Source organism: Sphingobium naphthae (assembly GCF_043589935.1).
Taxonomy (GTDB): Bacteria; Pseudomonadota; Alphaproteobacteria; order Sphingomonadales; family Sphingomonadaceae; genus Sphingobium; species Sphingobium naphthae_A.
Map to the genome: position 1 here is coordinate 2,159,639 of NZ_CP171454.1, position 25,641 is coordinate 2,185,279.

Sequence of the window (25,641 nt, forward strand, 5' to 3'; positions counted from 1 at the left end):
GGCGGTGCCCCCCTGGTGCCCCGCCGACAATCCGGCTGACGTCGGCATGCCTCGGCAGCCGTCGGTAGCGAGCTACGTATAAAAGCGAGACAAAACAACACCTCGCGGGAGGTGTCGGCAGCCCTCGGCAAAGGTGTTGGCGGAGACGGAGGGATTCGAACCCTCGGTAGCCCCTTAAGGCTACGACGGTTTAGCAAACCGCTGGTTTCAGCCACTCACCCACGTCTCCGCACGAATTTGCCCACCGGAGAGGCGGGCAGTGGCTAGGAAAGCGCCTATAGCGAGCGGTTTGCGGCATGGCAACGGGTCTGTGCGCCGATTTTTTGCGCAGCGCGCCCTCGTGGATTCGATCCGGCCCGGAATCGACTCGGGTCGCCGTTCGTTCATTGTCGTTTCAGCTTCGAACCCGATAATCTGCGCGATGATTTCTGAGCGGATTTTCGGGGAGTTTCGGGCATGATCGGCATTACGGGGCGCATGGGCGCTCGCATCGCGCGCGCCGCGACATGGGGCGCGGCGCTGGCGGGCATGGCGCTGACGCCGGTCGTAACTCAGGCGCAGGTGCGCACCATCGATCCCAATACGGCGATCGACGCGGACCTGGCCCCGCCCCCGGCCGCCGGCAGCACGCCGACCGATCCGGGTGTGGACCCCAGCCTGGATCAGGGAAGCGGCGCCACCTATAGCGCGCCCGCCACCACGGCTCCGCCCGCGAGCAGCGCCCCCCCGCCCGCGGCGTCGGGCACGACTGCGACCGGTGCGCCGGTGACGCAGGCATCGCCGCCTGCCGCGCCGTCGCCGAGCGAATCCTACCAGGAAGATGACCTGATCGGCGCGGCCGAGGGCGTATTCGGCAAGGGCGCCGAGGGGCTGGCCGGCATCATCGAGAAGATCCTGAAGGATCAGGGCCGTCCCAATGCCTATATCGCCGGACGCGAGGCATCGGGCGCGTTCGTCGTCGGGCTGCGCTACGGATCGGGCACGCTCAACCACAAGATCGAGGGCAAGCGCGAAGTCTATTGGACCGGGCCATCGATCGGCTTCGACGTGGGCGGCAATGCCGCCAATACCTTCGTGCTGGTCTATAATCTCTACGACACGCAGGACCTCTATCACCGCTTCCCGGCGGCGGAGGGCACCGCCTATCTGGTGGGCGGCTTCACTGCCTCCTATCTGCGCTGGGGCGATGTCGTGCTGATCCCGATCCGCCTGGGCGTGGGCTACCGGCTGGGCGTCAATGCGGGCTATATGAAGTTCACCGAGAAGCGGAACTGGCTGCCCTTCTGAGGCTGGCTGTCTGAGGCCAGCCTGCCGAGCGGGGCGCTATAACGCCAGGGCGAGCTGCGCGCCGCGGTCGGCATCCTCCTCGCCTTCCAGATTGTGGACGCCAAGGCCCAGCAATCGCGCGCCCATCGGCAGCGGCAGCTGCGCCAGCAAAAGCTCTCGTCCCGCCTGCGCCAGCTGATCGGGCGCGCGCACGGGCGCTGCGAAGCTGCGCGAGCGAGTGATGATGCGGAAGTCGGCGAACTTCACCTTGAGCACCACGGTGCGGCCCCAGGCCTGCGCTTTTTCGATCCGGGTCCAGAGGCTGGCGGCGATCCGATCCAGTTCCGCCACCAGCGCGTCGCGATCGGTGAGATCGTCGAAAAACGTGTCCTCGACGCTGACGGACTTGCGCGACTGGCGCTCGCGCACCGGGCGGTCATCCTCCCCCCGCGCGGCGCGATAATAGAAATCGGCGGCGCTGCCGAAATGCGCCTGGAGGAAGGCGATGTCGCGCGCGCGCAGGTCCGCGCCGGTTTCGATGCCCAGCGCCTGCATCCGCCGCGCAGTGACGGGCCCCACGCCATGGATGCGCCGCACCGGCATCGCCGCGATGAAGGCGGCGCCCTCGCCCGGCCGCACGACGCAAATGCCGTCGGGCTTGTTCTGATCCGACGCCAGCTTGGCGATCAGCTTGTTATAGGAGACGCCCGCCGAGGCGGTGAGGCCAGTTTCGGCGCGGATGAGCGCGCGTATGTCCTGCGCGATGCGAGTCGCCGATGCGATGCCGGCCTTGTTGACCGTGACGTCCAGATAGGCTTCGTCGAGCGAGAGGGGCTGGATGATGTCGGTGAAGCGGCTGAAAATGTCGCGCACCTGCGCGGATACGGCGCGGTAGACGTCGAAGCGCGGCTTCACGAACAACAAATCGGGGCAGAGCCGCCGCGCCCGGGCGCCGGGCATGGCGGAGCGGACGCCGAAGGCGCGCGCTTCATAACTGCAGGTGGCGACCACGCCGCGCGGCCCGCCACCGCCCACCGCGATCGGCAGGCCGCGCAGGGCAGGATCGTCGCGCTGCTCGACCGACGCGTAGAAGGCGTCCATGTCGACATGGATGATCTTGCGCGGCGCGGGCGAGTCCATGGCGTTCCTCATGCCACAGACGGGAACGAAAGGGAAACGTCAGCGCAGCAGGCGCAGATTGTCGAGCAGCGTTTCGAGATGCGTGCGGCTGATCCGGCTCCAGACATTATAGGTGCATTGCTGGCCGCCGACGCGGACATAGGCGACCGACTGGAGCCCATGACCCTGCGGATTATCGGCGGAATAGGCCTGCGCGCCGGAGAGCCCGTAGCCCGCGAAGGAGGAGGGCGGCAGCCCAGGCAGGTCGCGCATATAGGGCCATTGCCGGTCGAGCCGCGCGCGCTGCGCCGCGCGCGGGGCGGCATCCTGCGGCAGGACGCCGGGACCGGCAAAGCCGTAGGCGCTGCGCAAGCCGGGCAAATCGAAGGCGACGCCCCAGCCGCCGCTGAAATCGGCGGCGCGGGCTGTCGCCGGCGCGCCACCGGCGCTGGCGAGCGCAAGCGGGGCGCAGTGCGGCGGCGCATCGCTCTTGCCATCATCAGAGCGCGCCCATTGCGTTCGGGCGACCCGCTCGCCCAGCAACGGGGACGGCGGAGGGATGGAGGATGCAGGAGCGCTGACCGGCGATGTCGTGACTGCGCTCGCCCCCGACGCGCTCGCGCGCCCCGCGCCATCGGGCGCCTTGCCGCACCCGCCGGCGGGAAGGAACAAGAGCAGGAATATCGCGCGTCGCATGACGTCAGGGACGCGGGCGCAAACGCGAATGTTCCCTATTTTTCGTCCTTGAGCGCCAGCAATGCGGCGAAGGGACTGGCCTGCTCCTCGCTCAGCACGCCGGCTTCCTTCAAATAGGCGTCGGCCTGGGGCGATCGCGGATAGGGGGTCATGGCGAGCGCCATCGTTTCGGCGACCGCTTCGCCCATGTCGATCTGCTGCCCGTCATAGCCGATCGTGTCGACATCCTCGGCGTCTAGCTCCAGTTCCTCGTCTTCGCCTAGGGCTTCGCCTTCGACCACGAAACGCAGGGTGAAATCGGTGTCGATCGTTTCGGGCACCGGTTCGGCGGTGGCGACGCAGGGCTGGGCCAGTGCGGCGCGCAGGCGACCGCGCGCCAGGATGGCGCCATCCTCTTCGGTGAGGACATAGTCCGCCTCCAGCCGGTCGAGCGCGGCGAGGCCGAAGCGCTTCGCCAATGCGGCCCGCTCGGCCGCGTCGGCGGCGACATGGACGTCGCCCGTCATGCGCCGGATCTGGTCGGCGCGCACGGGGCGGGAAAATTCAGGGGTCGTCATCCAATATCTCCTGCCAGCAGGGCATCGCGCGAAAGGCAGCCCAGGCGCACCCAGCGCTCGCGCAGCGCACCCTCCACATGAGCGACCGCCGCGTCGGACACGGGCGCGCCGCGATAAAGGTTGCGGCGCAGCGCGTCGGCGAGCCCCGCATGCCTGTCCAACGCGTCGCGATAGGCACTGATCCGCCCGCCCAGCGCGCTCATCATGCGGCCGACATGCTTGCCCACCACGACGTCGCCAATCCCTTCCTGCCGCAACTGGCCATCCATGTCGTCGACGAACAATTCGGTCAGCCAGGCGCTTTCCTGCGCCGCGCCCTGCTGTTCCAGCCGGATCAGCACCAGCGCCAAGATGGCGACAATCATGTCGAAGCGGCCGTCCAGCGTGTCGGGGACCGCCCCGTCCAGATACCAGTGCGGCTGCCGGCCTTCCCCCACCACGGCCTGGTAGAGCGGGCGCAGCCCTTCCCGCGGATCGGACCGGCCGAGCAGGCGCTGAAGGAAGGCGGGGATGGTGGACATGACAATCGCGCTTTTCGTGACGGACGGATCGGCCGCATGCGGCGACCGGTGTGCGCTCGCCCCTTGCCGGACCCCGCGCATTTCCATATTGATCGCAGCGCCGCCCAATGCAATGGCGGCGTCACTTTTATCGGGTTCGCGGGCCCAGCCCCCGCAGGAGACGTTCATGCCCCAGTTCAGCCGCCACACCCGCCGCGGGCGCATCATGATCGCCATCGGCCTCAGCGCGCTGCTGCTCGGCACATCGGCCTGCACCCGCATCCGCACGCATCAGGGCTATCAGGTCGACAAGCTGCTGGTCGATTCGGTGCAGCCGGGCATCGACAATCGCGCATCGGTGGAAGGCACGCTGGGCCGGCCGAGCTTCGTGTCGCAATTTGGCGAGCAGGATTGGTATTATGTGTCGCGCGACATGCGCGCGCTGGCCTTTGCCAGCCCCAAGCCGGTCGACCAGACGGTGCTGCGGGTGCGGTTCGACCAGGCGGGCAATGTCGTCGCGGTCGATCGCATGGGCCTCGACAAGGTCGCCAGCATCTCGCCCATGGGTGACACCACCCCGACGCTGGGCCGCCATCGCAGCCTGTTCGACGAGATTTTCGGCAATATCGGCGCGGTCGGCGCCGGCGGCATGGGCGGCGGTGGCGCCGCTGGCGGTGCGGGCGGCGGTCCCAACGGCAGCTAGGCGGCTGTGACGCCCCGTCCCGCGCGGGGCCGGGCGTTGCGCCATCCGCCAGCGCGGCCGTTCTGTTTTTTGCATGATCTTTGAGCCACCGGATGATGTCATCCGGCGCGACGTCGCTCTAGCGACGCAGCAGGAACACCGCATGTTCGGCGAACAGATTGGCGTTCGCATGGGTGGTTTCCTTGTCGCCCTTCAGGAACCACTGGCCATCGATATGCCAGCCGCGTTCCCTTACCAGGGCGCGAAAATCGTCCACCGTCACATGATGGATGTTGAGCGTGTCATACCATGTATCGGGCAGCAGCCGCGTCACCGGCATCCGCCCGCCCCACATCAACGACAGCCGCCCGCGCCAGTGGGCGAAATTGGGGAAGGACACGAAAGCCTGGGTAGCGATGCGCAGCAATTCCTCCACCACTAGGTCGGGCCGGCGGGTGGTCTGCAGAGTCTGGCTGAGGATCGCATAATCGAAACTGGCGTCGGGATAATAGCGCAGGTCGGTGTCGGCGTCGCCCTGCACCACCGACAGTCCCCGCCCGACGGCGGCGGCGACGTTGGACGGATCGATCTCCAGCCCGCGCGCATCGACCTGCGCCCGGTCGCGCAGCACCGCCATCAGCGCGCCGTCGCCGCAGCCGACATCGAGCAGGCGCGCGCCCGGCCGCACCGTGCGGGCAATAAGGGCAAGGTCGGGGCGCAGCGCGCTCATGCCCGGCCGCCGCGCAAGAAGCCGTCCACCACGCGGTTGAGTTCGGGACATTCGAGCAGGAAGGCGTCATGGCCAAAGGGGCTCGACAGCTCGACAAAGCTGGCCTGCGCGCCGCCGGCATTCAGGGCATGGACGATGATGCGCGATTCGGCGGTGGGATAGAGCCAGTCGGTATCGAAACTGACGAGGCAGAAGCGCGCGCTGGTCGCCGCGAAGGCGCGCGCCAGCGATCCGCCATGATCCTCGGCGATGTCGTAATAGTCCATCGCTCGCGTGATGTAGAGATAGGAGTTGGCGTCGAACCGGTCGACGAAGCTCAGCCCCTGATGGCGCAGATAGGATTCGACCTGGAAATCCGCGTCGAAACCGAACGTCTTGGCGTCACGCCCCTGCAGGCGGCGGCCGAATTTCTCGGTAAGGCCGGCTTCGGACAAATAGGTGATGTGCGCCGCCATCCGCGCGACGGCGAGGCCGGCGCTGGGCACCTGCCCGTCGGCATAATAGTCCCCGCCGCGCCAGTGGGGATCGGCCATGATCGCCTGGCGCCCGACTTCGTGGAAGGCGATATTCTGCGCGCTGTGCCGCGCGGTCGAGGCGATGACGACGCAGCTTTCGACCCGGTCGGGGAACAGGGTGGGCCAGGTCAGCGCCTGCATGCCGCCCATCGATCCGCCGATCACCGCCGCCAGCCGCTCCACCCCCAGATGGTCGAGCAGCGCCGCCTGCGCCCGCACCATGTCGGCGATGGTGAGGACGGGAAAGCGCATGCCGTGCGGTTCGCCGGTCGCGGGATCGAGGCTGGCGGGGCCGGAGGAGCCCATGCAGCTGCCGATGACATTGGAGCAGATGATGAAATGCCGCGCGGGATCGACCGGCCTGCCTTCGCCCACCATGCGCCACCACCAGCCCGGCTTGCCCGTGACAGGATGGTCGGACGCCACATATTGATCGCCGGTCAGCGCGTGGCAGATCAGGATGACATTGGATTTGTCGGCATTCATCGCGCCATAGGTTTCATAGGCGATGTCGAGGGGACCAAGCCGCGCACCGCTCGACAGGGCGATCGGCCCGGCAAGGCGCACCTGCCGGCGCAGGCCGAAGCGGCTGTCATCGGAGAGCGGAAGGCTGGCCATGGTCGAGCCGCGCTAGGACCGGCGCGAAAGCCTGTCAATCTGGCATGGCGGCGACAAAGCGCCTAGACGCGTGACATGACCGACACCGACCGCCCCGCCATCGTCGCCTTCGGCCCGCTCTACCCCTATCTGGACGCGGAACTGGAGCGGCGCTTCACCGTCCATGCCGTGCCGGCCGATGCGGACCTTACCGCGCTGTCGCCGGCGATCCGGGAGGCGCGGGCGCTGGTCAGCTTCGGGTCGGTCGGCGCGCCCGCCGCGATCATGGACGCGCTCCCGGCGCTGGAGCTGATCGCCCTCTTTTCGGTCGGCTATGACAAGGTCGATATCGACCATGCCCGCGCGAAGGGCATCCGCGTCACCAACACCCCCGACGTGCTGACCGACGATGTCGCCGACCTGGCCGTCGGGCTGCTCTATGCGACGGTCCGCAACATCGCGGCCAATGACCGGCTGGTGCGCACGGGCGCATGGGCGCGAGGCCACAAGCCCGCTCTGTCCGCCCGCGTGACCGGATCGCGCATCGGCATCTTGGGGCTGGGTCGCATCGGCCGCGCGATCGCGTGGCGGCTGGAACGACAGGCCGGCGAAATCCTCTATCATAATCGCAGCGAAGCGGCGGACGCCCCCTATCGCTATGTCGCCGATGCGACCGACCTTGCCCGCCAGAGCGACGCGCTGATCGTCGCCACATCGGGCGGGCCGGAGGCGGCGCGGCTGGTCGATGCCGCGATGCTGGACGCGCTGGGCCCCCAGGGGGTGATCATCAACATCAGCCGCGGCAGCGTGATCGACGAGGATGCGCTGGTCGCCGCGCTGGCGGAGCGGCGCATCGCCGGCGCCGGGCTGGACGTGTTCGCGCACGAACCCTATGTCCCCCAGGCGCTGCTGGCGATGGATCATGTCGTGCTGCAACCCCATCAGGGCAGCGCCACCGTGCATACGCGCCAGGCGATGGCGGACCTGGTGCTGGCGAATCTCGACGCCTGGTTCGCAGGCGCGACGCTGCTGACGGTGGTCTAGCGGCAAGCCGCGCCGCGGCTTTGCCTTTTTACGCCGGGCCGGTTAAGCGCGCAGCCATGACACAGACAGTTTCAAAACCTGCGCCGAAGGATTGGATCCTCGGCATTCACGCCTATGTGCCCGGCAAGGCCGCGACCGACGATGGCCGGCCGCTGGTCAAGCTGTCCGCCAACGAAAATCCGCTGGGCACCAGCGAGGCCGCGCGCGGCGCATTCCTGGCGGCGGCGACCGACATGGCGACCTATCCCGATCCCGCCGCGACCAAGCTGCGCGAGGCGATCGGCGCCAAGCACGGGCTGGACCCGGCGCGGATCATTTATGGCACCGGATCGGACGAGCTGCTGCACCTGGCGGCGAGCGGCTATGCCGGACCGGGCGATGAAATCCTGTACGTTCGTTATGGCTTCGCCGTCTATGACATCGCCACGCGTCGCGTCGGCGCGACGCCGGTGATCGCCCCCGACAAGGATTATGCCACCGATGTCGACGCGCTGCTGGCGGCAGTGACGGAGCGGACCAAGGTCGTTTTCCTGGCCAACCCCAATAATCCCACCGGCACCATGACCAGCCGGGCGGAGATTGCGCGGCTGCATGCCGGCCTGCGCCCGGACATATTGTTGGTGCTGGACCAGGCCTATGCCGAATATCTGGAAGAAGACGAGGATGATGGCGGGCTGGCGCTTGCCCGCAGCGCGCCCAACGTGTTCGTGACGCGCACCTTCTCGAAAATCTACGGGCTCGCCGCCGAGCGGATCGGCTGGGGCTATGGATCGCCCGAGGTGATCGACATTCTGCACCGCGTGCGCGCGCCGTTCAATGTCACCACCGTCGGGCAGGCGGCGGCGATCGCGGCGATCGCCGACGACGACTGGGTCGCGCGCAGCCGGGCGCACAACAACCAGTGGCGCGACTGGCTGGCGAGCGAGATCGGGCTGCTGGCCAATCACGGGCTGCGCGCGATCCCGAGCAAGACGAACTTCCTGCTGATTATCTTCGATGGCAGCCTGACCGCCGAAGCCGCGATGAAGGGGCTGTGGGAGGAGGGCTTCGCCACCCGCTGGCTGCCCGGCCAGGGGCTGCCCAATGGCCTGCGCATCACAATCGGCACCGAGGCGCAGACCCGCGCGGTGGCAGCAAAGCTGCGCGCCATGGCGGAGGCGGCCTGACGCCATGCTGCCCTTCGCGCGCGTCACCATCATTGGTCTGGGGCTGATCGGATCGTCGCTCGCCCGCGCCATTCGGGCGGAAATGCCGACCGTGCGCGTGACCGGGCATGACGCCGATCCCGCCGTGCGCGCCATCGCACGGCGGATCGACCTGTGTGACGATGTGACGGATACGGCGGGCGCATCGGTCACCGACGCCGATCTGGTCGTCCTGTGCGTGCCGGTCCGCGCGATGGGCGCGGCGGCGGCGGACATTGCCGACGACCTGCCGGCCGAGGCCATCATCAGCGACGTCGGTTCCTGCAAGGCGGATGTGCTGGCGCAGCTGACCGCCGCCCTGCCGGGACGGACGATCATCCCCGCGCACCCGGTCGCCGGCACCGAGAATAGCGGCCCCGAAGCGGGCTTCGCCACGCTGTTCAAGGGCCGCTGGTCGATCGTCACGCCGCCCGCCGATGCCGATCCCGCCGCCGTGGAGAAGGTCGCCGAACTGTGGCGGCGCGTGGGGGCGGAGGTCGACAGGATGGACCCGGCGCATCACGACCTGGTGCTGGCGGTGACCAGCCATCTGCCGCACCTCATCGCCTATACGATCGTGGGCACCGCCAGCGACCTGGAGGATGTGACCCAGAGCGAGGTGATCAAATATTCGGCTGGCGGCTTCCGCGACTTCACCCGCATCGCCGCGTCCGACCCGACCATGTGGCGCGACGTGTTCCTGGCGAACAAGGAGGCGGTGCTGGAGATGCTGCAGCGCTTTTCGGAGGATCTGTCCGCCCTGCAGCGGGCGATCCGCTGGAATGACGGCGACGCGCTGTTCAGCCTGTTCACCCGGACCCGGGCGATCCGCCGGTCGATCATCGAACAGGGGCAGGACGACGCGAAGCCGGACTTTGGCCGCGCGCACTGACACCCGCTCATCGGGCGATCAGGGCTGGGGCCGATTGAGCGCGTTGATGGCGGCGTGGACGATCGCCTCGGCCTCGCGGCGGTCGAGGCCGGTCGGCACCACATCCCCCACCTTGTAGGTGATCGTTCCCGCCCGCTTCATGAAGCGACCGCGCGGCGACACCCGGCCGCTGTCCACCGCGATCGGCACCACCTCCAAGCCAAGCAGGCTGTAGAGGCCCGCGAAACCGGACTTGAGCGGCGGCGATTGGCCATGGGGGACGCGCGTGCCTTCGGGGAAAAGGCAGATGGCGCGGCCCTGCGCCGTCGCTGCCTTCGCCGCGGCGCGCAGCGTGCGCAGCGCACTGGCCCCGGCGCTCCGCTCGATCGGGATGAGGCCGTAGCGGCGGGCGATAAGGCCCCAGAGCGGGATGTCGAGCAATTCCCGCTTCGCGCCGATGGCCGGACGATCGAACAGGCATAGCATGTCGATCGTTTCGAACATGGATTCATGCTTGACGATGTAGAGATAGGGTCCGTGGGGCAGATCGCCCTGCACCACCACCTTCTGCCCCAGCAGCCAGCGCGCGCAGCCGCGATGGAAGCGGCTCCACCCGGTGGCGATGCGCGGCACCACGTCGGGCCCGAGGCCGCCGGCGAGCATGGCCGCGAGCACGAATACCAGGCTGCCGCTGTAGAAGATCAGCATGAAGGCGAGCGAGCGCAGGGCAGTGAGGAGGACAAGCATGGATCAGATACCGATCAGCGCCGCGACTCGCCGCAGCAGATATTTATTATATTCGCGCATCAGCATGGAGAGGCTGGGCCGGCTGGGCACCGCGTCATAGACGATGCGGATGCGCGCGGGCAGCGCCTGCTGCAATTCCAGCGCGGACCGGCGCATATGCCAGTCGGTGGTGATCAGGCGCACGGTCTGATAATCGCGCCGTTCCAGCCAGCGCGCGGTTTCGATGGCGTTGGAGCGAGTGTCGATCGCTTCCCGGCCGAGCGTGATGCAGCAACTGAACAGCGATTCGGGCGCCTTATATTGCGCCGCCAGTTCGCCGGGACGCACGGCGCGGTCGACGCCGGAAATCAGCATGCGCTTGGCCGCCCCGTCCTGCAGCAGCGCGATGCCGCGATCGATGCGCCCCGGCCCTCCGGTCAGCACCACAATGGCGTCGGTCGGGCGGCCATCGAGCGGTTCGGGCAGGAAGATCGCGAACCAGACGAAGCCCAGCATCCAGCCGAGGAGGCCGACCGCGAAGAGGCGCACGATCATAGCGAGCGCCCCAGCGCGCGCAGCACCGTCCAGCGCGCCGTCAGGGTGGCGAGCAGGACGCCGGCGATCGGCAGGGCGACGAGGATCAGCCAGTCCCGCATCGGCAGGGCGATCGCCGCCAGCAGGTCCGACCCCGTGGCGGCCAGCCGAAGCCCGATCAGCAGGATGACGAGGAGGGCGAAGGCGAAGCCCAGCGCCCCGCCCATCAGCGCGTCGAGGCCGATGCGGCGCTGGAACAGGCGCGCGATCTGAACGTCGGTCGCCCCCATCAGGTGCAGCACGTCGATGGTGCCGCGATGGCTGTCATGCGCGCCGCGCGCCGCCAGCACCACCACCGCCGCCGTCGCCAGCGTCATCAGCAACACCGCGCCCAGCGCCAGCCAGCCAAGCGCCGAAAGAAGACCGGCGAGCGGCGTCAGGAAGGCGGCATGGGGCTCGATCCGCAGCTTGGGCGACAGGTCGGCAAGCAAGTGGCGCAGCCGGTCGATCTTGGGACCCGCCTCCCCCGGCGTCAGCAGGACGTCGATCAGCGCCGGGACCGGCAGGTCTCCGTTCATCGCGTCCTCGCCCAGCCAGGGACGCAACTGGTCGGCCAGCACGACAGGATCGACGGGATCGGCCGCGCGCACGTCGGGCGCGGCGCGCAGCGCCTGGAGCGTGCGGGCCGCCAGCGCGGCGCGCGCCTGGGCGTCGGCCTCCACCACCTGGACGCTGGCGCGGCCGGCGAGGTCGGCGCGCATCGACTGGACCGCCGCGCCCAGGCCAAGGCCCGCCGCCGCCGCCAGCACCGTCACGAACATCATGATGGCAATGATCCACGGCATCGGCCCGGCAAGGCGCCCGCCGGGAAGCAGGCGATGGCGCGCCGCCGCCGCCTTGCGCTCGGCGCGGCCGCTCATCCGCTCTTGTCCTGGGGCCGCGGCGGATAGCGCAATATGCCGGTGGGATCGGCGAGCCGCCCGCGATCGAGCTTCATCATCTGCGCGCCGGACACCTGCGCCATCAGCGGCAGGTCATGAGTCGCGACGACGATGGTCGTGCCAAGCCGGTTGAGCGCTTCGAACAAGGTCATCAGCCGGCGCGCCATATCCGCGTCGACATTGCCGGTCGGTTCGTCGGCGACCAGGATTTCGGGCCGGGCGATCACCGCGCGCGCGATGGCGACGCGCTGCTGCTCCCCGCCCGACAAGGTGGCGGGCCGCGCGTCGCCGCGATCGCCCAGCCCCACCCAGTTCAGCATTTCCGCCACCGGCGCGTCGACCTCATCCTCCTTCATGCCCGCCACGCGCAGCGGCAGCGCAATATTGTCATAGGCCGACAGATGGGGGACGAGGCGGAAGTCCTGGAACACGACGCCGATGCGGCGTCGAAAGCCCGGCAGCCGCTTGCGCGGCAAGGTCACGACATCCTCGCCGAACAGGCGGATGACGCCGCGGCTGGGCCGCTGGGCCAGATAGAGCAGCTTCAGCAGCGACGTCTTGCCGGCGCCCGACGCGCCGGTGAGGAAATAGAAGCCGCCCGCCGCGAGCGAAAAGCTGACGTCCGAGAGCGTCTCGCTGTCTAGCCCGTAGCGCAGGCCGACATTTTCGAACTGGACGATGGCCGACATGAACGGATTGCGGCGCGGCGGCGCTCCCTGCTTGGCGAAGGCGCAGCCATGGCACAGGGGGCGTGCCGTCGTAAAGCCCGCCCCGCCTGTCGGCGCGAGTCGCGGGGCTGGGCCGGACATGGTTGTTGCCGCTTGCGCGCGAGTCCAAGCCGTGCCTATGAAGCGGAATGATCCTGGTGTGCCCCAATTGCGCGACGCGCTATGTCGTGCCCGACAGCGCCGTCGGTCCCAATGGGCGCCAGGTCCGCTGCGCGGCATGCAAGCATAGCTGGTTCCAGGACGCCGCCGCTGCGCCGACCCGCGACGAGAGCGTCGCGCCGCCGCCCGCGCCAGCGCCGCCACCACCGCCGCCGCCGCCCGCGCCGGAGACGATCGCGGCACCGGCCGCCGCCGAAGCAGCTTCAGCGCCGGCAGAGACGCTGGCCGAACCGCCAAGGGTCACGCCCGAGCCTGCGCCGGCCGTGGCGCAGGAGCAGGGGCAGCCCGATCACCGTTTCGACGACATCTATGCCGGCGCTCCGGTGGACCGCGGCGAGGACCAGGCCTTCGCCCCGCCGATCACCAGCCGGCCGCGTCGCAATCCGGTCAAGCTGTGGACCTATGCCGCCGCCGCCTTCTTCTTCCTGGTCGCGGCCGCCGGCGGCGCGCTCTATTATTTCGGGCCGCCATCCTGGATGGTGGCGATGGGCCTGGTGCCCGAAGAGGGCGATCCCGACCTTCTGTTTTACCTGTCCAAGCCGGCCGAGCGGCGCAAGCTGCCGACCGGCGAGGAATATTTCGCCTTCGGCGCGCGGATCGTGAACAGCGGCACGCAGGCTCTGCCGGTGCCGCCGGTGCTGGTGCAGCTGCGCGACCGGCAGAACCGGCTGGTGTTCAGCTGGACGACAAAGGCCGACAAGGCGCGACTCAAGCCCGGCGAGGAAGCGTCGATCAACGAAAGCCGGATCGACATTCCCAAAAATGCCGAGAATCTGTCGCTGACCTTCGTCCAATAGGCGCCGGCGGAAAAAGGCGGCGCCGCTCGGCCGGACCGTGCGATCAGGGATAGCTGACGGTCTTGGGCCGGCCCTGCGGGATCGGGATATATTCCTGATCGTCGCCCGGGATCAGCGGAAAGCGCATCGCCTCCCAGTCCTCGCGCGCCTGCATCAGCCGGTCCGTGCGCGACGAGACGAAATTCCACCAGACATGGCGCGGCGAGGAGAAGGCCTCGCCCCCGCACAGCATGACGCGTCCCCCATCCACGCTCATCAGCGTGGCCGACGTGCCGGGGCGCAGCACGTAGAGCGTCTGCGGCGCGAGCAACATGCCATCGAGCGCGGCGTCGCCGCCCGCGACATAGAGCGCACGCTCATCGGCCGATGGGTCGATCGCGATGCAGCCGCCCGGCCCCATCTGGATGTCGGCATAGATGGTGCCGGCATAGGTGGTGACGGGCGAGGTTTCGCCCCAGAGCGATCCCATGATCACTCGCGCCCGCACCGATCCATCCTCGATGATCGGCAGCCCGCCTTCGCCGACATGTTCGAAGGCCGGGTCCATTTCCTCGAACCGTTCGGGCAGCGCCAGCCAGGTCTGGATGGCCGACAGCTTCGACGCCCGGGCCCGATCCTCGTCCGGCGAGCGTTCCGAATGGACGATGCCCTTGCCCGCCGTCATCAGGTTGACGGCGCCCGGTTCGATCAGCTGCTCGGTGCCGAGCGAATCGCGATGCAGGAATGCGCCTTCATACATGTAGGTGACGGTGGCGAGGTTGATGTGGGGATGAGGGCGGACGTCGATCCCCTGCCCCGCCGCGATGCGCGCTGGCCCAGCCTGGTCGAAGAAGATGAAGGGCCCCACCATCGTCCGTTCCCTGGCGGGAAGCGAGCGATGCACCTTGAAGTCGCCCAGGTCATGGCTGACGGGGGTAATGCTTTGCAGGATGAGATCGTCGGCGGTCATGGGGCATCCAGTTCGGGATAATGGCGGAAGATGCCGTCCTCGCTGAAGGGCAGCCTCCGCTCGCTGGCAAGATAGTCCTGCAATTCGGGCAGCGCCGCAACCCTGTCATGCAGCGCCATCACCGCGGGAAACTGCTGCGCCAGCGTCGCCATGCGCAGCGGGAAGGCGTAGCGCAGCCCCGCGACCAGCTGGAACAGCGAAAGATCGGCATAGCTCCAGCGGCCGCCAGCCAGCCAGGAGCGCGATTGTGCGGCGAGCGCTCGTTCGAAATAGCCGAGAAATTTGGGGATGCGCGCATTGCGGAAGCCATCGGCGCGGCGCAGCGCCTCCGCCTTCTGATCCTCATAATATAGGTCGACGCCGACCGGATGATGAACGTCATGCGCTTCGGCCACCATGTCCATGATGGTGAGCTGAAGCTGCGCCAGCCAGTAGCGGCTCTTCATCCCCGACGGGCCGCATTCATGCCGTTCGGATAGATAGAGAAGGATGTTGGCGGTCTGGGCGATGGCGACGCCGTCGATGGCGAGATAGGGCGGCGCGAAGGCGGGCGCCTCGCCATGATCGGCCATGTCGGCGATAAGGGCGTCGGCGCCGCCCTCGCGCGCCCGGTCGCGATAGGCGATGCCGCACGCCTCCAGCGTTAGCCGGACGAACTCGCCGCGACCGGGAATTTCGGGCCAGTACCAGAAGTCATAGGCCATGCAGGGGCGCTCCTAAGCAGGGGATGCGGGAGCAACGCGCGGCGCGTGCTAAAGTGTCACGCCTCGCCCGGTGCGCGCGCCTTGATCGCGAGCGCATGGACCTTGTCGCGCAGCAGGTCGGCGAGCGCGGCATTGATGAGGCGCTGGCGCGCGACGCGGGTCTGGCCGGTGAAGCGATCCGCCACGATGTCCACGGTGAAATGGCTTTCGCCCGATCCGTCATGGCCGGCATGGCCGCGATGCTTTTCGCTGTCGTCGATGACGGCGAGATGGTCCGGGGACAGGGCGGCGCGCAGCCGCGCCTCGATTTCGGTGGCGACAGGGCCTTTGAGGTCTGAGGTCATGATCCCTATATAGGCGGTTTTCCGAGCCATTCCATCAGGACCGTCTTGAGCAGCGACCCCTTTTCCACCCGCCGGTTCAACCGATTCCATGGCCGCGTGGAAAGCGACCGCCCCTGCGCCGTGGAGGGCTGCACGCAACCGGGCGAATTTCGCGCGCCCGCCGCGGAGGGCCGGCGGTCAAGCCATGACGGCCCGCAATGGCGCTGGCTGTGCCTGGACCATGTCCGCGCCTTCAACCAGGGCTATAATTTCTTCAGCGGCATGAGCCCGGAAGAGATCGCCGCGGCGCAGCGGCCGTATGCCGGCTGGGAGCGCGAAACCCGCGCCTTTTCCAGCAACGCGGCCAGCCCGCCGCCGCGCTGGTCGGATTTTTCCGACCCGCTCGACGCCATCGGCGCCAAGTTCAGGGAGCGTGTCGCCAAGGCGCGCGCCGACAACCAGATGCGGCAGGACGGCAAGGTCCTGTCGCACGAGGACCGGCGGCAGATGGCGGTGATGGGCCTGCCGGTTGATGCCGATCGCAAGGCGCTGCGCACGCGCTACACCGAATTGCTGCGGCGCTATCATCCCGATCATAATGGCGGCGATCGCAGCCATGAAGGGGCGTTGCAGGCGGTGATCGAAGCCTATGGCCATTTGCGCAAGGCGGAGGTGTTTTCCTGAGCTTGCACCAGGCCCGGCGCGCTGCCATAGCGCCCGGCCCTTCACGAACCCCGGAGATTTTCCATGCAGCAGGTGCCGCGCGCGCTGGGCCTTGATTTCGGCACCACCAACAGCGTCGTCGCGCTGGCGGGCGGCGGGGAATCGCGGCTGGTCGACTTTGTCGGGGCGCAGGCCACCGGCGCGGTGTTCCGCTCCGCGCTGTGCTTCTGGCATGAGGACGGCGCGAAGGGCGGCATGGCGCATGAGGCCGGCCCCTGGGCGATCGCGGAATATATGGAATATCCCGAGGACAGCCGCTTCCTCCAGTCGTTCAAGTCGGTCGCCGCCAGCCCGATCTTCGAAAGCGCGAGCGTGTTCGAGAAGCGGTTCCGCTTCGAGGAACTGGGCCAGATATTCCTGGCGCGGATGATCGCCCATGCCGGCGGCGCGCTGGACCAGCGGCCCGACCGCATCATCGTCGGCCGCCCGGTCGAATATGCCGGATCGCGACCCGACGAGACGCTGGCGCGAAGGCGCTACGACGCGATGTTCGCGGGCTTTGGCGCCGACATCCATTATGTGCATGAGCCGTTGGGCGCGGCGTTCAGCTATGCGAGCCGGCTCGATCGCGCCGCGACGATCCTGGTGGCGGACTTTGGCGGCGGCACCAGCGACTTTTCGCTGGTCCGTGTCGAAGCGCCGGGTGCGGCGCGGCGCGCGACGCCGCTGGGATCGGCGGGCATCGGCATCGCCGGCGACCGGTTCGATTATCGCATCCTCGATCATCTGGTGCTGCCGATGCTGGGCAAGGGCGGCGCCTATCGCAGCTTTGGCAAGATGCTGGAGATACCCCGCAGCTATTTCGCCGATTTCGCCGACTGGTCGCGCCTGGCGCTGATGCGCAACCGGCGCACGATGGAGGAACTGGCGCGGCTGCAGAAGGCGGCCGACGATCCGGCGGCGATCGGACGGATGATGACGGTGATCGAGAAGGAGCTGGGCTATCCGCTCTATGGCGCGGTCGGCGCGCTCAAGCGGGCGCTGTCGCAGCAGGAGCGCGCAACCTTCCGCTTTTCGGGCGGCGGGCTGGAGATAGAAGAAACGGTGACGCGAGCCGACTTCGAAGGCTGGATCGCGCCCGACCTTGCGCGGATCGAGGCGACGGTCGACCAGGCGCTGGCAAAGGCGCGAGTCGCGCCTGACGCCATCGACCGCGTGTTCCTGACCGGCGGATCCTCGCTCATTCCCGCGATCCGCGGCATCTTCGCCACGCGCTTTGGCGAAGCGCGGCTGGCGAGCGGCGGCGAGCTGACGTCGATCGCGCACGGCCTGGCCTTGATCGGCGAGGAAGCCAATTTGGCCGAATGGGCGGCTTGATCGACGGGCGAGGAGGCCCCACTCTCTCGACACGCCCTTGGACAATGGGATAGGGCGGACGTGAATCGCAGAAAGTTGACTTGCCCGATGACCGACATTTCCAACGTCCAGCCCGACACGCGTTCCGAGACGCTGATGGAAGCGCCCGATCGCGAGGTGGATGCGCGCGAGGTCTTCGGCGTCGATGTCGACATGAAGATCCCCGCCTTTTCCCAGGCGGACGAGCGGGTGCCGGACATCGACCCCGCTTATGTGTTTGATCCCGACACCACGCTCGCGATCCTGGCGGGCTTCGCCTATAATCGTCGCGTCATGGTGCAGGGCTATCATGGCACCGGCAAGTCGAGCCATATCGAGCAGATCGCCGCGCGCCTGAAATGGCCGTGCATCCGCATCAACCTGGACGCGCATATCAGCCGCATCGACCTGGTCGGCCGCGACGCCATCGTGCTGAAGGACGGGCAGCAGGTCACGGAATTCCGAGAGGGGCTGCTGCCCTGGTCGCTGCAGCGGCCCGTGGCGCTGGTGTTCGACGAATATGACGCGGGCCGGCCGGACGTGATGTTCGTGATCCAGCGCGTGCTGGAAACGGACGGCAAGATGACGCTGCTCGACCAGAATCGCGTGATCCGCCCCAATCCCTGGTTCCGCCTGTTCGCCACCGCCAACACGGTGGGCCTGGGCGATACGACGGGCCTTTATCACGGCACGCAGCAGATCAACCAGGGTCAGATGGACCGATGGAATCTGGTGGTGGCGCTCAACTATCTGCCCGCCGCGACCGAGGCGCAGGTGGTGCTGGCGAAGTCGGGCGAATATGATCATGAAGGCGGCCGCAAGGAAGTCGAGAACATGATCAAGGTGGCGGAACTTACCCGCCAGGGCTTCATCAACGGCGACATCTCGACCGTCATGTCGCCCCGCACCGTCATCAGCTGGGCGCAGAACGCGCTCATCTTCAAGAATGTCGGCTTCGCTTTCCGCCTGTCCTTCCTCAACAAATGTGACGAGGCGGAACGGGCGCTGGTCGCCGAATATTATCAGCGCGTCTTCGGCAAGGACTTGCCCGAAAGCGTCGCGAGCCGGGCGAACTGAGCCTTCGCCCCGGTCCTGCAAGATCGGGAGACAGACCATGATTGTCGTCGAGCGGATCGACCCCAAGGGCAGCGCGCACCGGATCAGCATCCGGGGGCATGAGATCGTCGCGGACATGTCGGCGCCCGACGGCCATGACGCCGGACCGGACCCGCACGACCTGTATGACGCGGCGCTGGGCGCGTGCAAGGCGATGACCATGCTCTGGTACGCGCAGCGCCACGCGATCCCGGTGGAGGATATTCATGTCGGCGTGGTGCGCGACAACAGCCAGGAACGGCAGGGCGTCTACAAGCTGACCACCCGCATCGCCATTACCGGGCCGATGAGCGACGACCAGCACGACACGCTGATCGCGGTCGCCGCCAAATGCCCGCTGCACAAGCTGATGAGCGAGGTCGAAACGCAGATCGAAACCATCGCCGTGCCGCGCGTCGGCGATCCGGAGCGCCGGTGACCGAACGTTCCCCCATCGACGCTTTCAAGGACGTGCTGTCGGGCGCGGCCCGGTCGATCGCGCGCGATATGGATGTGGAGGTGGGCTTTACCGCCGACGCCCCCCATGCCGTGGGCAAGGCGATCAAGGTGCCGACGCCCGGCCGTGCCCTGCCCGCCGAGCAGGTGGCGCTGGCGCGCGGCTTTGCCGACGCCTCCGCGCTCAAGCTGCGGCACCATGATGCGCGGGTGCATGCGTCCTCCGCGCCCGGAGAAACGGTCGCCCGCGCCGTATTCGATGCGGTCGAGCAGGCGCGGGTCGAGGCGATCGGGTCGCGATCCATGGCCGGCGTGCGCGCCAACCTGAACGAGGCGCTGGCGCTGCGGCTGAAGTCCGACGCGATCCGCCGCGCCCGATCCGCCGACGAGGTGCCGCTGTCGACCGCCCTGGCGCTGAAGGTGCGCGAACGGCTGACCGGACAGGCGATCCCCAAGGATGCGGCGCCTGGCGTTGCGATGGTCGACCAGTGGATCGAGGACAAGGCCGGGGCCGACCTCGATTCGCTGATGCTGGCCATCGACGACCAGCGCGCCTTCCAGAAGCTGACCACGGCGATGCTGGAGCATTTGCAGCTGATCGACGCTGACGTGCCGCCCGACACCGACGAGCCTGAAAGCCAGGATGAAGGCGAGGATCAGGAGGATCAGCAGGAGGAAGGCGATTCCGGCGAGGAGCAGTCGGGCGACAGCGACATGAATGCCGAGGCGCGCGCCGAGGACCAGGGCGGCGACGCACAGGACGGCGAGAGCGAATATAGCGATGATTTCGACGCCGACAGCGAGGAGGGCGCGGAGGATATGGGCGAGGAAGGCATGATGCCGGTTCGCCCCGATCGTCCCATGTCCGACCTGCCGCCAGGCTTCGACTATCATGCCTATACGCTGAAATATGACGAGATCGTCGCGCCCGAGGATCTGTGCGACGAGGATGAGCTGGCGCGGCTGCGCGGTTTTCTGGACCAGCAGCTGGTGAGCCTGCAGGGCGCGGTGACCAAGCTCGCCAACCGGCTGCAGCGCCGGCTGATGGCGCAACAGTCCCGCAGCTGGGATTTCGACCAGGAGGAAGGGTTGCTCGACGCGGCGCGGCTGGCGCGGATCGTGATCGATCCGACGCGGTCGCTGAGCTACAAGATCGAGCGCGACATGGAGTTTCGGGACACGGTCGTCACGCTGCTGATCGACAATTCCGGTTCGATGCGCGGGCGGCCGATCAGCATCGCGGCGATCAGCGCCGACATCATGGCGCGCACGCTGGAGCGCTGCGGCGTCAAGACCGAGATATTGGGCTTTACCACCCGCGCCTGGAAAGGCGGGCAAGCGCGCGAGGAATGGCTTGCCGCCGGGCGCCCGCCAATGCCGGGACGTTTGAACGACCTGCGCCACATCGTCTACAAGAAAGCCGACGATCCGTGGCGGCGGGCGCGCAAGAATCTGGGCCTGATGATGCGCGAAGGGTTGCTGAAGGAAAATATCGACGGCGAGGCGCTGTTATGGGCGCATGGCCGGCTGATCGCGCGGCCGGAGGAGCGGCGCATCCTGATGGTCATTTCCGATGGCGCGCCGGTCGACGACAGCACCCTGTCGGTCAATAGCGGCACCTATCTGGAGCGGCATCTGCGGCAGGTGATCGACTGGATCGAGAACCGGTCGCCGGTGCAGCTGGTGGCGATCGGCATCGGCCATGACGTCACCCGCTATTACCGCCGCGCCGTCACCATCATGGACGCCGAGCAACTGGGCGGCACGATGGTGGAGCAGCTGGCCGGGCTGTTCGACGAGGATTGAGCGGCCGACCGGGCCGCCTGTCCGCCTGACGAAACCAATGACTGGAGAGGCCGATGAGCGTCGCCTTTCGTCGCGAGAGCGACGATGAACATATGGAGCCCAAATTCGAAATCCCCCTTCCGCCCGGTCCCAATTGGGTGACGGCGCGGGGCATGCGCATGACGCGGAAGACGGTGGCCGAACTGGAAGCGGTCGACATGACGGCGATGGACGAGGAAGCGGCGAAGAAGCACAAGCGCCTGCTGCGCTACTGGCGCACGCGACTGGCGACGGCGCTGGAGCAGCCGGTGCCGGATGGCGACGTCGTCGCCTTCGGCGCGTGCGTGACCTATCGGCTGAACGGGCAGGACAAGCGCGTCGCCATCGTCGGGGATGACGAAGCCGATCCCAATGCCGGCCGCATCAGCTTCTCCTCGCCGCTCGCCCGGGCGATGATGGACGCCGAAGTGGGCGATACAGTCGATTTCGCCGGCAAGACCGAGGCGGTGGAGATCCTAGGGATCGAGGCGGTGGAAAACTGACCATCGTCCGTTCGGTTCGAGCAGCTTCGAGCGAAGCCGAGAAGCGTCAGTCGAGACCAGTTCTCGACAAGCTCGAACCGAACGGAAGATGAAGGCCGTTTACGCCCCGCGGGCGGCTTCGAACAGGAACCAGGCGCGCTCTTCGGCCTGGTCGGTCCAGTCGTCGACAATGCCTTCGGTCGCATTATCGCCCGCCTCGGTCGCGGCGGCCTTCACCGCGCGGAAGCTTTCGACGAGCGCGAGATTGTCATCGCGCAATTCCTTCAGCATGTCGGCGGGCGCGACGAAGTCGGCGTCATTGTCCTTGACAGTCTGGTGCCGGGCGATGTCGCCGATCGACCGCAGCGTGACATTGCCGGTCTTGCGCACGCGCTCGGCGATGAGGTCAGTGGTCGCCAGAATCTGGCTCGCCTGTTCGTCGAACATCAGATGATAGTCGCGAAAATGCGGCCCCGACACATGCCAGTGGAAATTCTTCGTCTTGAGATACAGGGCATAGCTGTCGGCCAGCGCTCCATTGAGCGCTTCGGCGACGGACTTGGTTTCGTTGCTCTTCAGATCAGTGGGCGTCTGGAGATCGGGAGCGGTCATGCAATATCCTCCTGTTCGCGGGAATTGGTTTCGCTCATATAATGATCCACAGGGTCGATGGTGCCATTTTTTCTGGCGATCAGGCTGATGAACTTTGTCGATCAGAGCAGGCCGGTCGCCGCCAGCCCAAGCCCGGCACCGATGAGCAGGAGCAAGCCGCCGCCGGTCCAGCGGATCGCGCGCATTGGCAAAGCGGCCATCAGTTGCGCGCGGAGCAGAACGACCGGCACAAGAGCAACGATGACGCCGATGGCGCCGCCTATGGCGGCGAGCCAGGGATCGCCGGTGCGCGTGGCTATGCCCAGGATCAGGAATTGCGGACCGTCGCCGAAGCCCAGGATGAACAGGCCGAGCGCGGTCGTGACAAAGGGGCCGGTCGGCCAGCCGTCGAGCGTATCGGGCGGAGACACGCGCCAGAGCAGCCCGATCCCCAGGAACAGGGTGGCGAGCGCAAGAAAGAGCAAGCGCGCATCGGCCCCCAGCATCGGGCCGATCCAGGCGCCGGCGAAGGCGGAGATAGAGGCGTTGGCGACAGCAGCGGCAATGATCCCGGCGATCACCGGACCATTCCGGTCATAGCGGGTGGCGAGCGCCAGCACGAGCCACTGGCTCTTGTCGCCCATTTCGCCGAGCAGGCAGCCGAGCAGGGCGGTCAGCAGGGCGTCCACGCGCGCGCCGGCGTCAGGCGCGCAGCGGAACGACCGTGGCTGACGCAACCGGCTGGAAGAGCGGCGCGAGCCTGTCCGCGCCGATCGCCTCGCGCATGCGGTCGAGATAGGAAAGCACCACAGGGCCCAGACCGTGCAGCGACAGCGCGCTTTCCAGCGTGCCGGCGAGCCCCTCCACTTCGTCGAGGTGAAAGGCGCGGGCGATATGGCGGATCTGGTCGACTTCATCATGAAGCCGCAGCGCCGACACATGGCCGCGTTCGCCCGCCAGCCCGTCCACCCGGCGCAGAAGGTCGGCCTGGATCGCCAGCATCGGGTCATGTCGCATCAGATTCACTCCCGTCCCCTGAGGTGGCAATGCTAGACGCGCGACCGTTAAAGCCGCGTAAAGCCTGCGCGCTTAGCCCCTTGGCCTTGACAGCAAGGCGAATCTGGCCCATGGGGCACCGCTGAAACGGGGCGGTCCGAAACGGGCCGCTTTTCTTTTTACGCATTTTTACGACCAGGGAATAGGGCCATGGCCAAGCCGGCAACCGTCAAGATCCGTCTCGTCAGCTCGGCTGACACTGGCTTCTTCTACGTGACGAAGAAGAATCCCCGCACGAAGACCGAGAAGCTGAGCTTCCGCAAGTATGACCCGGTCGCGCGCAAGCATGTCGAGTTCAAGGAAGCCAAGATCAAGTAAGCCGCTGCGGGCGTCACGCCCGCGCGCCTGATCGTTTGGTTGTTCCGAACAGGCAAGGCCCGTCCCGATGAGGGAGCGGGCCTTTTGCTGTTGCCGCCAGCCTGGGTCGGGGCGGATCGGGCAAAGAAAGAGGGGCGTTCTCAGCGGAACGCCCCTTCCCTGTTCCCCTCCCGCCAAGGAGAGGGGATAGCGCTCAGTCTCAGTTGCCGACCGGCTTGGCGTCGGTGCGGCGCACCACGATGGTCGACGAGCGCGGCTCTTGACCATTGACCGGCCAGTTGCCGGTCGGGTGCTGGATGTTGATGAAGAAGTTGGTGAGGTCCGGCGTATAGGCGAGGCCGGTAATCTCGCAGCCTTCCGGGCCGACCAGGAAGCGCATCGACTTCTTGGACTGCTGGTCGATGTAGAACATCGCATTATGGCCAAACACATCCTCGATGCTGCGAGCGCTGTTGCCTGAGGAGCCGGGGATCGAGTGGTCGGTCTGAACCCACAGGCGGCCCTGAGGATCGATGCGGATGCCGTCGGGGCTGGAGAAGGTGTCGCCGCTGATGTCGCCTTCCAGCTTGTCGCCGAAGCCGGCCAGTTCCGGATCGCCCGCCAGCAGGAAGATTTCCCAGCTGAACTTGGTCGCGAGGGGCGAGTTGCCCTCTTCCTTGAACTTGATGATGTGGCCGTGGCGGTTCCGGGTCCGCGGGTTGGCCGCATCGGTCGACGCGCGACTGCTGTTGTTGGTCAGCGTCACGAAGATCGCGCTGTTGTCGGGCGCGACCGTGATCCATTCCGGACGGTCCATGACGGTGCCACCGGCGACGCGCGCGGCCGAGATGGTGTCGACCAGCACCTGCGCCTGGTTATTGAAGTCGACGATGGTCGGTGCGGGCGGCGTGGTGAACTGGCTGACATTGCCCGGATCCGAAGCGCCGGCGGTCAGGCCGTTCTGCCCCTGGACCAAAGCGCGCCATTCGCCGGTGCCGTCGCCATTGAAGCGCGCGACATAGAGCGTGCCATGGTCGAGCATGTCGGTGTTGGCGGCGCGATTGCTGCTGCTGTAGGCGCGGTCGCACACGAACTTGTAGATGCAGCCCGGCGTGCCGTCATGGCCCATATAGAATGCGACGCGACGGTCGCTATTGGCCATATAGGCGACATTTTCATGGTCGAAGCGACCGAGCGCGGTGCGCTTGGTGGGCGCGGCCAGTTCCTGATAGGGGTCGATTTCGACCACCCAGCCGTAATTTTCCTCCGGCTGTGTCGGATCGAGATAATTGTCGGTCGTTTCCTCGCAGGTGAGGTAGGTGCCCCACGGGGTGCGGCCCGACGAGCAGTTGTTGAGCATGCCCTTGATCGTGCCCGACAGCAGGCCCGACGCGGGACCGCTGGCCTTGTAGCTGCTGTTGCCGGTGTAGCGCTTGTTATATTTGGAACCGGCCTTCACCGACCAGGTGCCGTCCGACGCCTTGGCCACTTCGACCACGCCGATGCCCACCGCCGACAGGGCCAGCGCCTTCTGCGCGGCCGTGGCGGTGTCGGCGTCATAGTCGCCGTCCATCAGGATGTTGAAGTCGGGATATTCGAAGTTGATGGCGAGCAGGCCGCCGCTGTTGGCGTCGGTGCCCGACAGCTCAAAATATTCCATGCCGTCATGGTTGCCGCCGGCCCATTTTTCGGCCTGATCGGGCGTGGGATAGGTTCCGGCATAAGCGGTGCCCGCCTCGATCGAATCGCCGGCCTTCAGCAAAACCTGCACGGTGTAGCCACTGGGAACGGTGACGGTGTCGTTCAGATTTTCGGCCACCGGGGTGAAGCTGATGCCGTAGCTGGGGGTCGGGGTGGGCGTGGGCGTCGGGGTGGGCGTGGGCGTCGGGCTGCTGTCATCATCGTCATCGTCGCAGGCCGCGAGCGCGCCGAGCATCGGCAGGATCGAAAGGCCAAGCAGGCCGTTCTTGAGGACGGTGCGGCGCGCCGGATTGGCGGCGACGATCGATTCCAGGCTATTGTCGCCCATATCGATGGTGGGCTGCGCGGCGCGCGTGCGCGCGCGCGCCTCGTCGGTCAGATGAGACATATGATCTACCCCTGTGGTCCAGGCTGTCGGCGGAAGGCCGCGCCATGGCGTCGGGGGGTGGCAGACGGGAA

At 67.3% G+C, this 25,641-nt stretch carries 30 protein-coding genes and 1 tRNA gene; 13 read left to right on the forward strand and 18 right to left on the reverse strand.

The window, feature by feature from the left end; genetic code table 11:
* Positions 1-137 precede the first annotated feature (137 nt).
* Positions 138-229, reverse strand: a tRNA-Ser gene (locus ACGGKE_RS10725).
* Between the two features lie 227 nt (positions 230-456).
* Between ACGGKE_RS10725 and ACGGKE_RS10730 the strand changes: the two genes are divergently transcribed.
* Positions 457-1,287: a DUF1134 domain-containing protein gene (locus ACGGKE_RS10730; protein WP_394437697.1), complete on the forward strand. Its 831-nt coding sequence runs from the start codon at positions 457-459 to the stop codon at positions 1,285-1,287.
* A 36-nt stretch (positions 1,288-1,323) separates the two neighbouring features.
* Here the strand turns inward: ACGGKE_RS10730 and dinB are convergent, their stop codons facing one another.
* The 4 genes from dinB to ACGGKE_RS10750 are packed head-to-tail and all read right to left on the reverse strand — an operon-like array spanning position 1,324 to position 4,159.
* Positions 1,324-2,406, reverse strand: a complete 1,083-nt coding sequence (gene dinB, locus ACGGKE_RS10735; protein WP_394437699.1) for a DNA polymerase IV — start codon at positions 2,404-2,406, stop codon at positions 1,324-1,326.
* 39 nt (positions 2,407-2,445) lie between these two features.
* Positions 2,446-3,057, reverse strand: coding sequence for a hypothetical protein (locus ACGGKE_RS10740; protein ID WP_394437701.1), 612 nt, complete (start codon positions 3,055-3,057; stop codon positions 2,446-2,448).
* Positions 3,058-3,116: 59 nt separating this feature from the next.
* Positions 3,117-3,638 (reverse strand): YceD family protein, encoded by a 522-nt coding sequence (locus ACGGKE_RS10745; RefSeq protein ID WP_394437703.1) that lies wholly within the window; start codon positions 3,636-3,638, stop codon positions 3,117-3,119.
* Positions 3,635-4,159 (reverse strand): ubiquinol-cytochrome C chaperone family protein, encoded by a 525-nt coding sequence (locus ACGGKE_RS10750; protein WP_394437705.1) that lies wholly within the window; start codon positions 4,157-4,159, stop codon positions 3,635-3,637. The genes ACGGKE_RS10745 and ACGGKE_RS10750 overlap by 4 nt, the downstream gene beginning before the upstream one ends.
* 166 nt (positions 4,160-4,325) lie before the next feature.
* On the opposite strand from ACGGKE_RS10750, the gene ACGGKE_RS10755 reads away from it, so the two are divergent.
* Complete coding sequence (locus ACGGKE_RS10755; RefSeq protein WP_394437707.1) at positions 4,326-4,841, forward strand: outer membrane protein assembly factor BamE; 516 nt, start codon at positions 4,326-4,328, stop codon at positions 4,839-4,841.
* Between the two features lie 118 nt (positions 4,842-4,959).
* Here ACGGKE_RS10755 and metW read toward each other — a convergent pair whose 3' ends face one another.
* Both metW and ACGGKE_RS10765 read right to left on the reverse strand, forming a co-directional pair.
* The gene (gene metW / locus ACGGKE_RS10760) at positions 4,960-5,550 is read right to left on the reverse strand and encodes a methionine biosynthesis protein MetW (RefSeq protein WP_394437709.1); all 591 of its coding nucleotides are present in this window, start codon (positions 5,548-5,550) and stop codon (positions 4,960-4,962) included.
* Positions 5,547-6,683 carry a homoserine O-acetyltransferase gene (locus ACGGKE_RS10765; protein ID WP_394437711.1) on the reverse strand — a complete coding sequence of 379 codons (1,137 nt, stop codon included), beginning with the start codon at positions 6,681-6,683 and terminating at the stop codon, positions 5,547-5,549. The genes metW and ACGGKE_RS10765 overlap by 4 nt, the downstream gene beginning before the upstream one ends.
* 75 nt (positions 6,684-6,758) lie before the next feature.
* Here ACGGKE_RS10765 and ACGGKE_RS10770 point away from each other — a divergent pair, with 75 nt between their 5' ends.
* The 3 genes from ACGGKE_RS10770 to ACGGKE_RS10780 are packed head-to-tail and all read left to right on the forward strand — an operon-like array spanning position 6,759 to position 9,782.
* Positions 6,759-7,706 (forward strand): 2-hydroxyacid dehydrogenase, encoded by a 948-nt coding sequence (locus tag ACGGKE_RS10770; RefSeq protein ID WP_394437713.1) that lies wholly within the window; start codon positions 6,759-6,761, stop codon positions 7,704-7,706.
* Between the two features lie 56 nt (positions 7,707-7,762).
* The gene (hisC, locus tag ACGGKE_RS10775; RefSeq protein WP_394437715.1) at positions 7,763-8,872 is read left to right on the forward strand and encodes a histidinol-phosphate transaminase; all 1,110 of its coding nucleotides are present in this window, start codon (positions 7,763-7,765) and stop codon (positions 8,870-8,872) included.
* 4 nt (positions 8,873-8,876) lie between these two features.
* On the forward strand, positions 8,877-9,782 hold the full coding sequence (locus tag ACGGKE_RS10780; protein ID WP_394437717.1) for a prephenate/arogenate dehydrogenase family protein: 906 nt from the start codon (positions 8,877-8,879) through the stop codon (positions 9,780-9,782).
* Between the two features lie 18 nt (positions 9,783-9,800).
* Here the strand turns inward: ACGGKE_RS10780 and ACGGKE_RS10785 are convergent, their stop codons facing one another.
* From ACGGKE_RS10785 to ftsE, 4 genes are read right to left on the reverse strand one after another with little or no spacing between them, the layout of a single operon-like run.
* Positions 9,801-10,508: a lysophospholipid acyltransferase family protein gene (locus ACGGKE_RS10785; RefSeq protein WP_394437719.1), complete on the reverse strand. Its 708-nt coding sequence runs from the start codon at positions 10,506-10,508 to the stop codon at positions 9,801-9,803.
* 3 nt (positions 10,509-10,511) lie between these two features.
* The gene (locus tag ACGGKE_RS10790; RefSeq protein ID WP_394437722.1) at positions 10,512-11,042 is read right to left on the reverse strand and encodes a YdcF family protein; all 531 of its coding nucleotides are present in this window, start codon (positions 11,040-11,042) and stop codon (positions 10,512-10,514) included.
* Complete coding sequence (locus ACGGKE_RS10795) at positions 11,039-11,941, reverse strand: cell division protein FtsX (protein ID WP_394437724.1); 903 nt, start codon at positions 11,939-11,941, stop codon at positions 11,039-11,041. The genes ACGGKE_RS10790 and ACGGKE_RS10795 overlap by 4 nt, the downstream gene beginning before the upstream one ends.
* A complete protein-coding gene (ftsE, locus tag ACGGKE_RS10800; RefSeq protein WP_317517837.1) occupies positions 11,938-12,651 on the reverse strand; it encodes a cell division ATP-binding protein FtsE in 714 nt (237 codons plus the stop codon). The genes ACGGKE_RS10795 and ftsE overlap by 4 nt, the downstream gene beginning before the upstream one ends.
* Positions 12,652-12,818: 167 nt before the next feature.
* Between ftsE and ACGGKE_RS10805 the strand changes: the two genes are divergently transcribed.
* A complete protein-coding gene (locus tag ACGGKE_RS10805) occupies positions 12,819-13,646 on the forward strand; it encodes a zinc-ribbon domain-containing protein (RefSeq protein WP_394437726.1) in 828 nt (275 codons plus the stop codon).
* A 43-nt stretch (positions 13,647-13,689) separates the two neighbouring features.
* On the opposite strand, the gene ACGGKE_RS10810 is transcribed toward ACGGKE_RS10805, so the two are convergent.
* Genes ACGGKE_RS10810 through ACGGKE_RS10820 form a run of 3 tightly spaced genes read right to left on the reverse strand, consistent with a single transcriptional unit; the run spans position 13,690 to position 15,643 of the window.
* The gene (locus ACGGKE_RS10810; RefSeq protein WP_394437728.1) at positions 13,690-14,595 is read right to left on the reverse strand and encodes a pirin family protein; all 906 of its coding nucleotides are present in this window, start codon (positions 14,593-14,595) and stop codon (positions 13,690-13,692) included.
* Positions 14,592-15,299, reverse strand: a complete 708-nt coding sequence (locus tag ACGGKE_RS10815) for a glutathione S-transferase (protein ID WP_394437731.1) — start codon at positions 15,297-15,299, stop codon at positions 14,592-14,594. Before ACGGKE_RS10815 ends, ACGGKE_RS10810 begins: the two co-directional genes overlap by 4 nt.
* 56 nt (positions 15,300-15,355) lie before the next feature.
* Positions 15,356-15,643, reverse strand: coding sequence for a BolA family protein (locus ACGGKE_RS10820; protein ID WP_317517752.1), 288 nt, complete (start codon positions 15,641-15,643; stop codon positions 15,356-15,358).
* Between the two features lie 45 nt (positions 15,644-15,688).
* Between ACGGKE_RS10820 and ACGGKE_RS10825 the strand changes: the two genes are divergently transcribed.
* The 6 genes from ACGGKE_RS10825 (at position 15,689) to ACGGKE_RS10850 (ending at position 21,558) form a co-directional block, all read left to right on the forward strand.
* Positions 15,689-16,306, forward strand: a complete 618-nt coding sequence (locus tag ACGGKE_RS10825; RefSeq protein WP_394437733.1) for a J domain-containing protein — start codon at positions 15,689-15,691, stop codon at positions 16,304-16,306.
* Between the two features lie 63 nt (positions 16,307-16,369).
* Complete coding sequence (locus ACGGKE_RS10830) at positions 16,370-17,662, forward strand: Hsp70 family protein (protein WP_394437735.1); 1,293 nt, start codon at positions 16,370-16,372, stop codon at positions 17,660-17,662.
* Between the two features lie 87 nt (positions 17,663-17,749).
* Positions 17,750-18,757, forward strand: a complete 1,008-nt coding sequence (gene cobS, locus ACGGKE_RS10835) for a cobaltochelatase subunit CobS (RefSeq protein WP_394437737.1) — start codon at positions 17,750-17,752, stop codon at positions 18,755-18,757.
* Positions 18,758-18,794: 37 nt separating this feature from the next.
* Positions 18,795-19,214 (forward strand): OsmC family protein, encoded by a 420-nt coding sequence (locus tag ACGGKE_RS10840; RefSeq protein WP_394437739.1) that lies wholly within the window; start codon positions 18,795-18,797, stop codon positions 19,212-19,214.
* On the forward strand, positions 19,211-21,037 hold the full coding sequence (gene cobT, locus ACGGKE_RS10845) for a cobaltochelatase subunit CobT (protein WP_394437742.1): 1,827 nt from the start codon (positions 19,211-19,213) through the stop codon (positions 21,035-21,037). The genes ACGGKE_RS10840 and cobT overlap by 4 nt, the downstream gene beginning before the upstream one ends.
* A 53-nt stretch (positions 21,038-21,090) precedes the next feature.
* Positions 21,091-21,558, forward strand: coding sequence for a GreA/GreB family elongation factor (locus ACGGKE_RS10850; protein ID WP_394437745.1), 468 nt, complete (start codon positions 21,091-21,093; stop codon positions 21,556-21,558).
* A gap of 99 nt (positions 21,559-21,657) precedes the next feature.
* Here ACGGKE_RS10850 and ACGGKE_RS10855 read toward each other — a convergent pair whose 3' ends face one another.
* The 3 genes from ACGGKE_RS10855 to ACGGKE_RS10865 form a co-directional block, all read right to left on the reverse strand.
* The gene (locus tag ACGGKE_RS10855; protein ID WP_394437747.1) at positions 21,658-22,149 is read right to left on the reverse strand and encodes a Dps family protein; all 492 of its coding nucleotides are present in this window, start codon (positions 22,147-22,149) and stop codon (positions 21,658-21,660) included.
* Positions 22,150-22,250: 101 nt separating this feature from the next.
* Entirely contained in the window at positions 22,251-22,817 is a 567-nt protein-coding gene (locus ACGGKE_RS10860; RefSeq protein ID WP_394437749.1) for a TMEM165/GDT1 family protein, read from the reverse strand.
* Between the two features lie 13 nt (positions 22,818-22,830).
* A complete protein-coding gene (locus tag ACGGKE_RS10865; RefSeq protein ID WP_394437751.1) occupies positions 22,831-23,145 on the reverse strand; it encodes a hypothetical protein in 315 nt (104 codons plus the stop codon).
* Between the two features lie 189 nt (positions 23,146-23,334).
* Between ACGGKE_RS10865 and rpmG the strand changes: the two genes are divergently transcribed.
* Positions 23,335-23,502, forward strand: a complete 168-nt coding sequence (rpmG, locus tag ACGGKE_RS10870; RefSeq protein ID WP_021226203.1) for a 50S ribosomal protein L33 — start codon at positions 23,335-23,337, stop codon at positions 23,500-23,502.
* A gap of 199 nt (positions 23,503-23,701) precedes the next feature.
* On the opposite strand, the gene ACGGKE_RS10875 is transcribed toward rpmG, so the two are convergent.
* Positions 23,702-25,570 (reverse strand): PhoX family protein, encoded by a 1,869-nt coding sequence (locus ACGGKE_RS10875; RefSeq protein ID WP_394437754.1) that lies wholly within the window; start codon positions 25,568-25,570, stop codon positions 23,702-23,704.
* Positions 25,571-25,641 lie beyond the last annotated feature (71 nt).

Coding starts and splice junctions, on each gene's coding strand:
- ftsE (WP_317517837.1), bottom strand. CDS start 12,651: ATGTCGGCCATCGTCCAGTTCGAAAATGTCGGCCTGCGCTACGGGCTA.
- metW (WP_394437709.1), bottom strand. CDS start 5,550: ATGAGCGCGCTGCGCCCCGACCTTGCCCTTATTGCCCGCACGGTGCGG.
- ACGGKE_RS10790 (WP_394437722.1), bottom strand. CDS start 11,042: ATGATCGTGCGCCTCTTCGCGGTCGGCCTCCTCGGCTGGATGCTGGGC.
- dinB (WP_394437699.1), bottom strand. CDS start 2,406: ATGGACTCGCCCGCGCCGCGCAAGATCATCCATGTCGACATGGACGCC.
- cobS (WP_394437737.1), top strand. CDS start 17,750: ATGACCGACATTTCCAACGTCCAGCCCGACACGCGTTCCGAGACGCTG.
- ACGGKE_RS10785 (WP_394437719.1), bottom strand. CDS start 10,508: ATGCTTGTCCTCCTCACTGCCCTGCGCTCGCTCGCCTTCATGCTGATC.
- ACGGKE_RS10795 (WP_394437724.1), bottom strand. CDS start 11,941: ATGAGCGGCCGCGCCGAGCGCAAGGCGGCGGCGGCGCGCCATCGCCTG.
- ACGGKE_RS10830 (WP_394437735.1), top strand. CDS start 16,370: ATGCAGCAGGTGCCGCGCGCGCTGGGCCTTGATTTCGGCACCACCAAC.
- ACGGKE_RS10855 (WP_394437747.1), bottom strand. CDS start 22,149: ATGACCGCTCCCGATCTCCAGACGCCCACTGATCTGAAGAGCAACGAA.
- ACGGKE_RS10865 (WP_394437751.1), bottom strand. CDS start 23,145: ATGCGACATGACCCGATGCTGGCGATCCAGGCCGACCTTCTGCGCCGG.
- ACGGKE_RS10755 (WP_394437707.1), top strand. CDS start 4,326: ATGCCCCAGTTCAGCCGCCACACCCGCCGCGGGCGCATCATGATCGCC.
- ACGGKE_RS10780 (WP_394437717.1), top strand. CDS start 8,877: ATGCTGCCCTTCGCGCGCGTCACCATCATTGGTCTGGGGCTGATCGGA.
- ACGGKE_RS10765 (WP_394437711.1), bottom strand. CDS start 6,683: ATGGCCAGCCTTCCGCTCTCCGATGACAGCCGCTTCGGCCTGCGCCGG.
- ACGGKE_RS10770 (WP_394437713.1), top strand. CDS start 6,759: ATGACCGACACCGACCGCCCCGCCATCGTCGCCTTCGGCCCGCTCTAC.
- ACGGKE_RS10840 (WP_394437739.1), top strand. CDS start 18,795: ATGATTGTCGTCGAGCGGATCGACCCCAAGGGCAGCGCGCACCGGATC.
- ACGGKE_RS10875 (WP_394437754.1), bottom strand. CDS start 25,570: ATGTCTCATCTGACCGACGAGGCGCGCGCGCGCACGCGCGCCGCGCAG.
- ACGGKE_RS10810 (WP_394437728.1), bottom strand. CDS start 14,595: ATGACCGCCGACGATCTCATCCTGCAAAGCATTACCCCCGTCAGCCAT.
- ACGGKE_RS10850 (WP_394437745.1), top strand. CDS start 21,091: ATGAGCGTCGCCTTTCGTCGCGAGAGCGACGATGAACATATGGAGCCC.
- ACGGKE_RS10805 (WP_394437726.1), top strand. CDS start 12,819: ATGATCCTGGTGTGCCCCAATTGCGCGACGCGCTATGTCGTGCCCGAC.
- ACGGKE_RS10815 (WP_394437731.1), bottom strand. CDS start 15,299: ATGGCCTATGACTTCTGGTACTGGCCCGAAATTCCCGGTCGCGGCGAG.
- ACGGKE_RS10750 (WP_394437705.1), bottom strand. CDS start 4,159: ATGTCCACCATCCCCGCCTTCCTTCAGCGCCTGCTCGGCCGGTCCGAT.
- hisC (WP_394437715.1), top strand. CDS start 7,763: ATGACACAGACAGTTTCAAAACCTGCGCCGAAGGATTGGATCCTCGGC.
- ACGGKE_RS10745 (WP_394437703.1), bottom strand. CDS start 3,638: ATGACGACCCCTGAATTTTCCCGCCCCGTGCGCGCCGACCAGATCCGG.
- rpmG (WP_021226203.1), top strand. CDS start 23,335: ATGGCCAAGCCGGCAACCGTCAAGATCCGTCTCGTCAGCTCGGCTGAC.
- ACGGKE_RS10730 (WP_394437697.1), top strand. CDS start 457: ATGATCGGCATTACGGGGCGCATGGGCGCTCGCATCGCGCGCGCCGCG.
- ACGGKE_RS10820 (WP_317517752.1), bottom strand. CDS start 15,643: ATGACCTCAGACCTCAAAGGCCCTGTCGCCACCGAAATCGAGGCGCGG.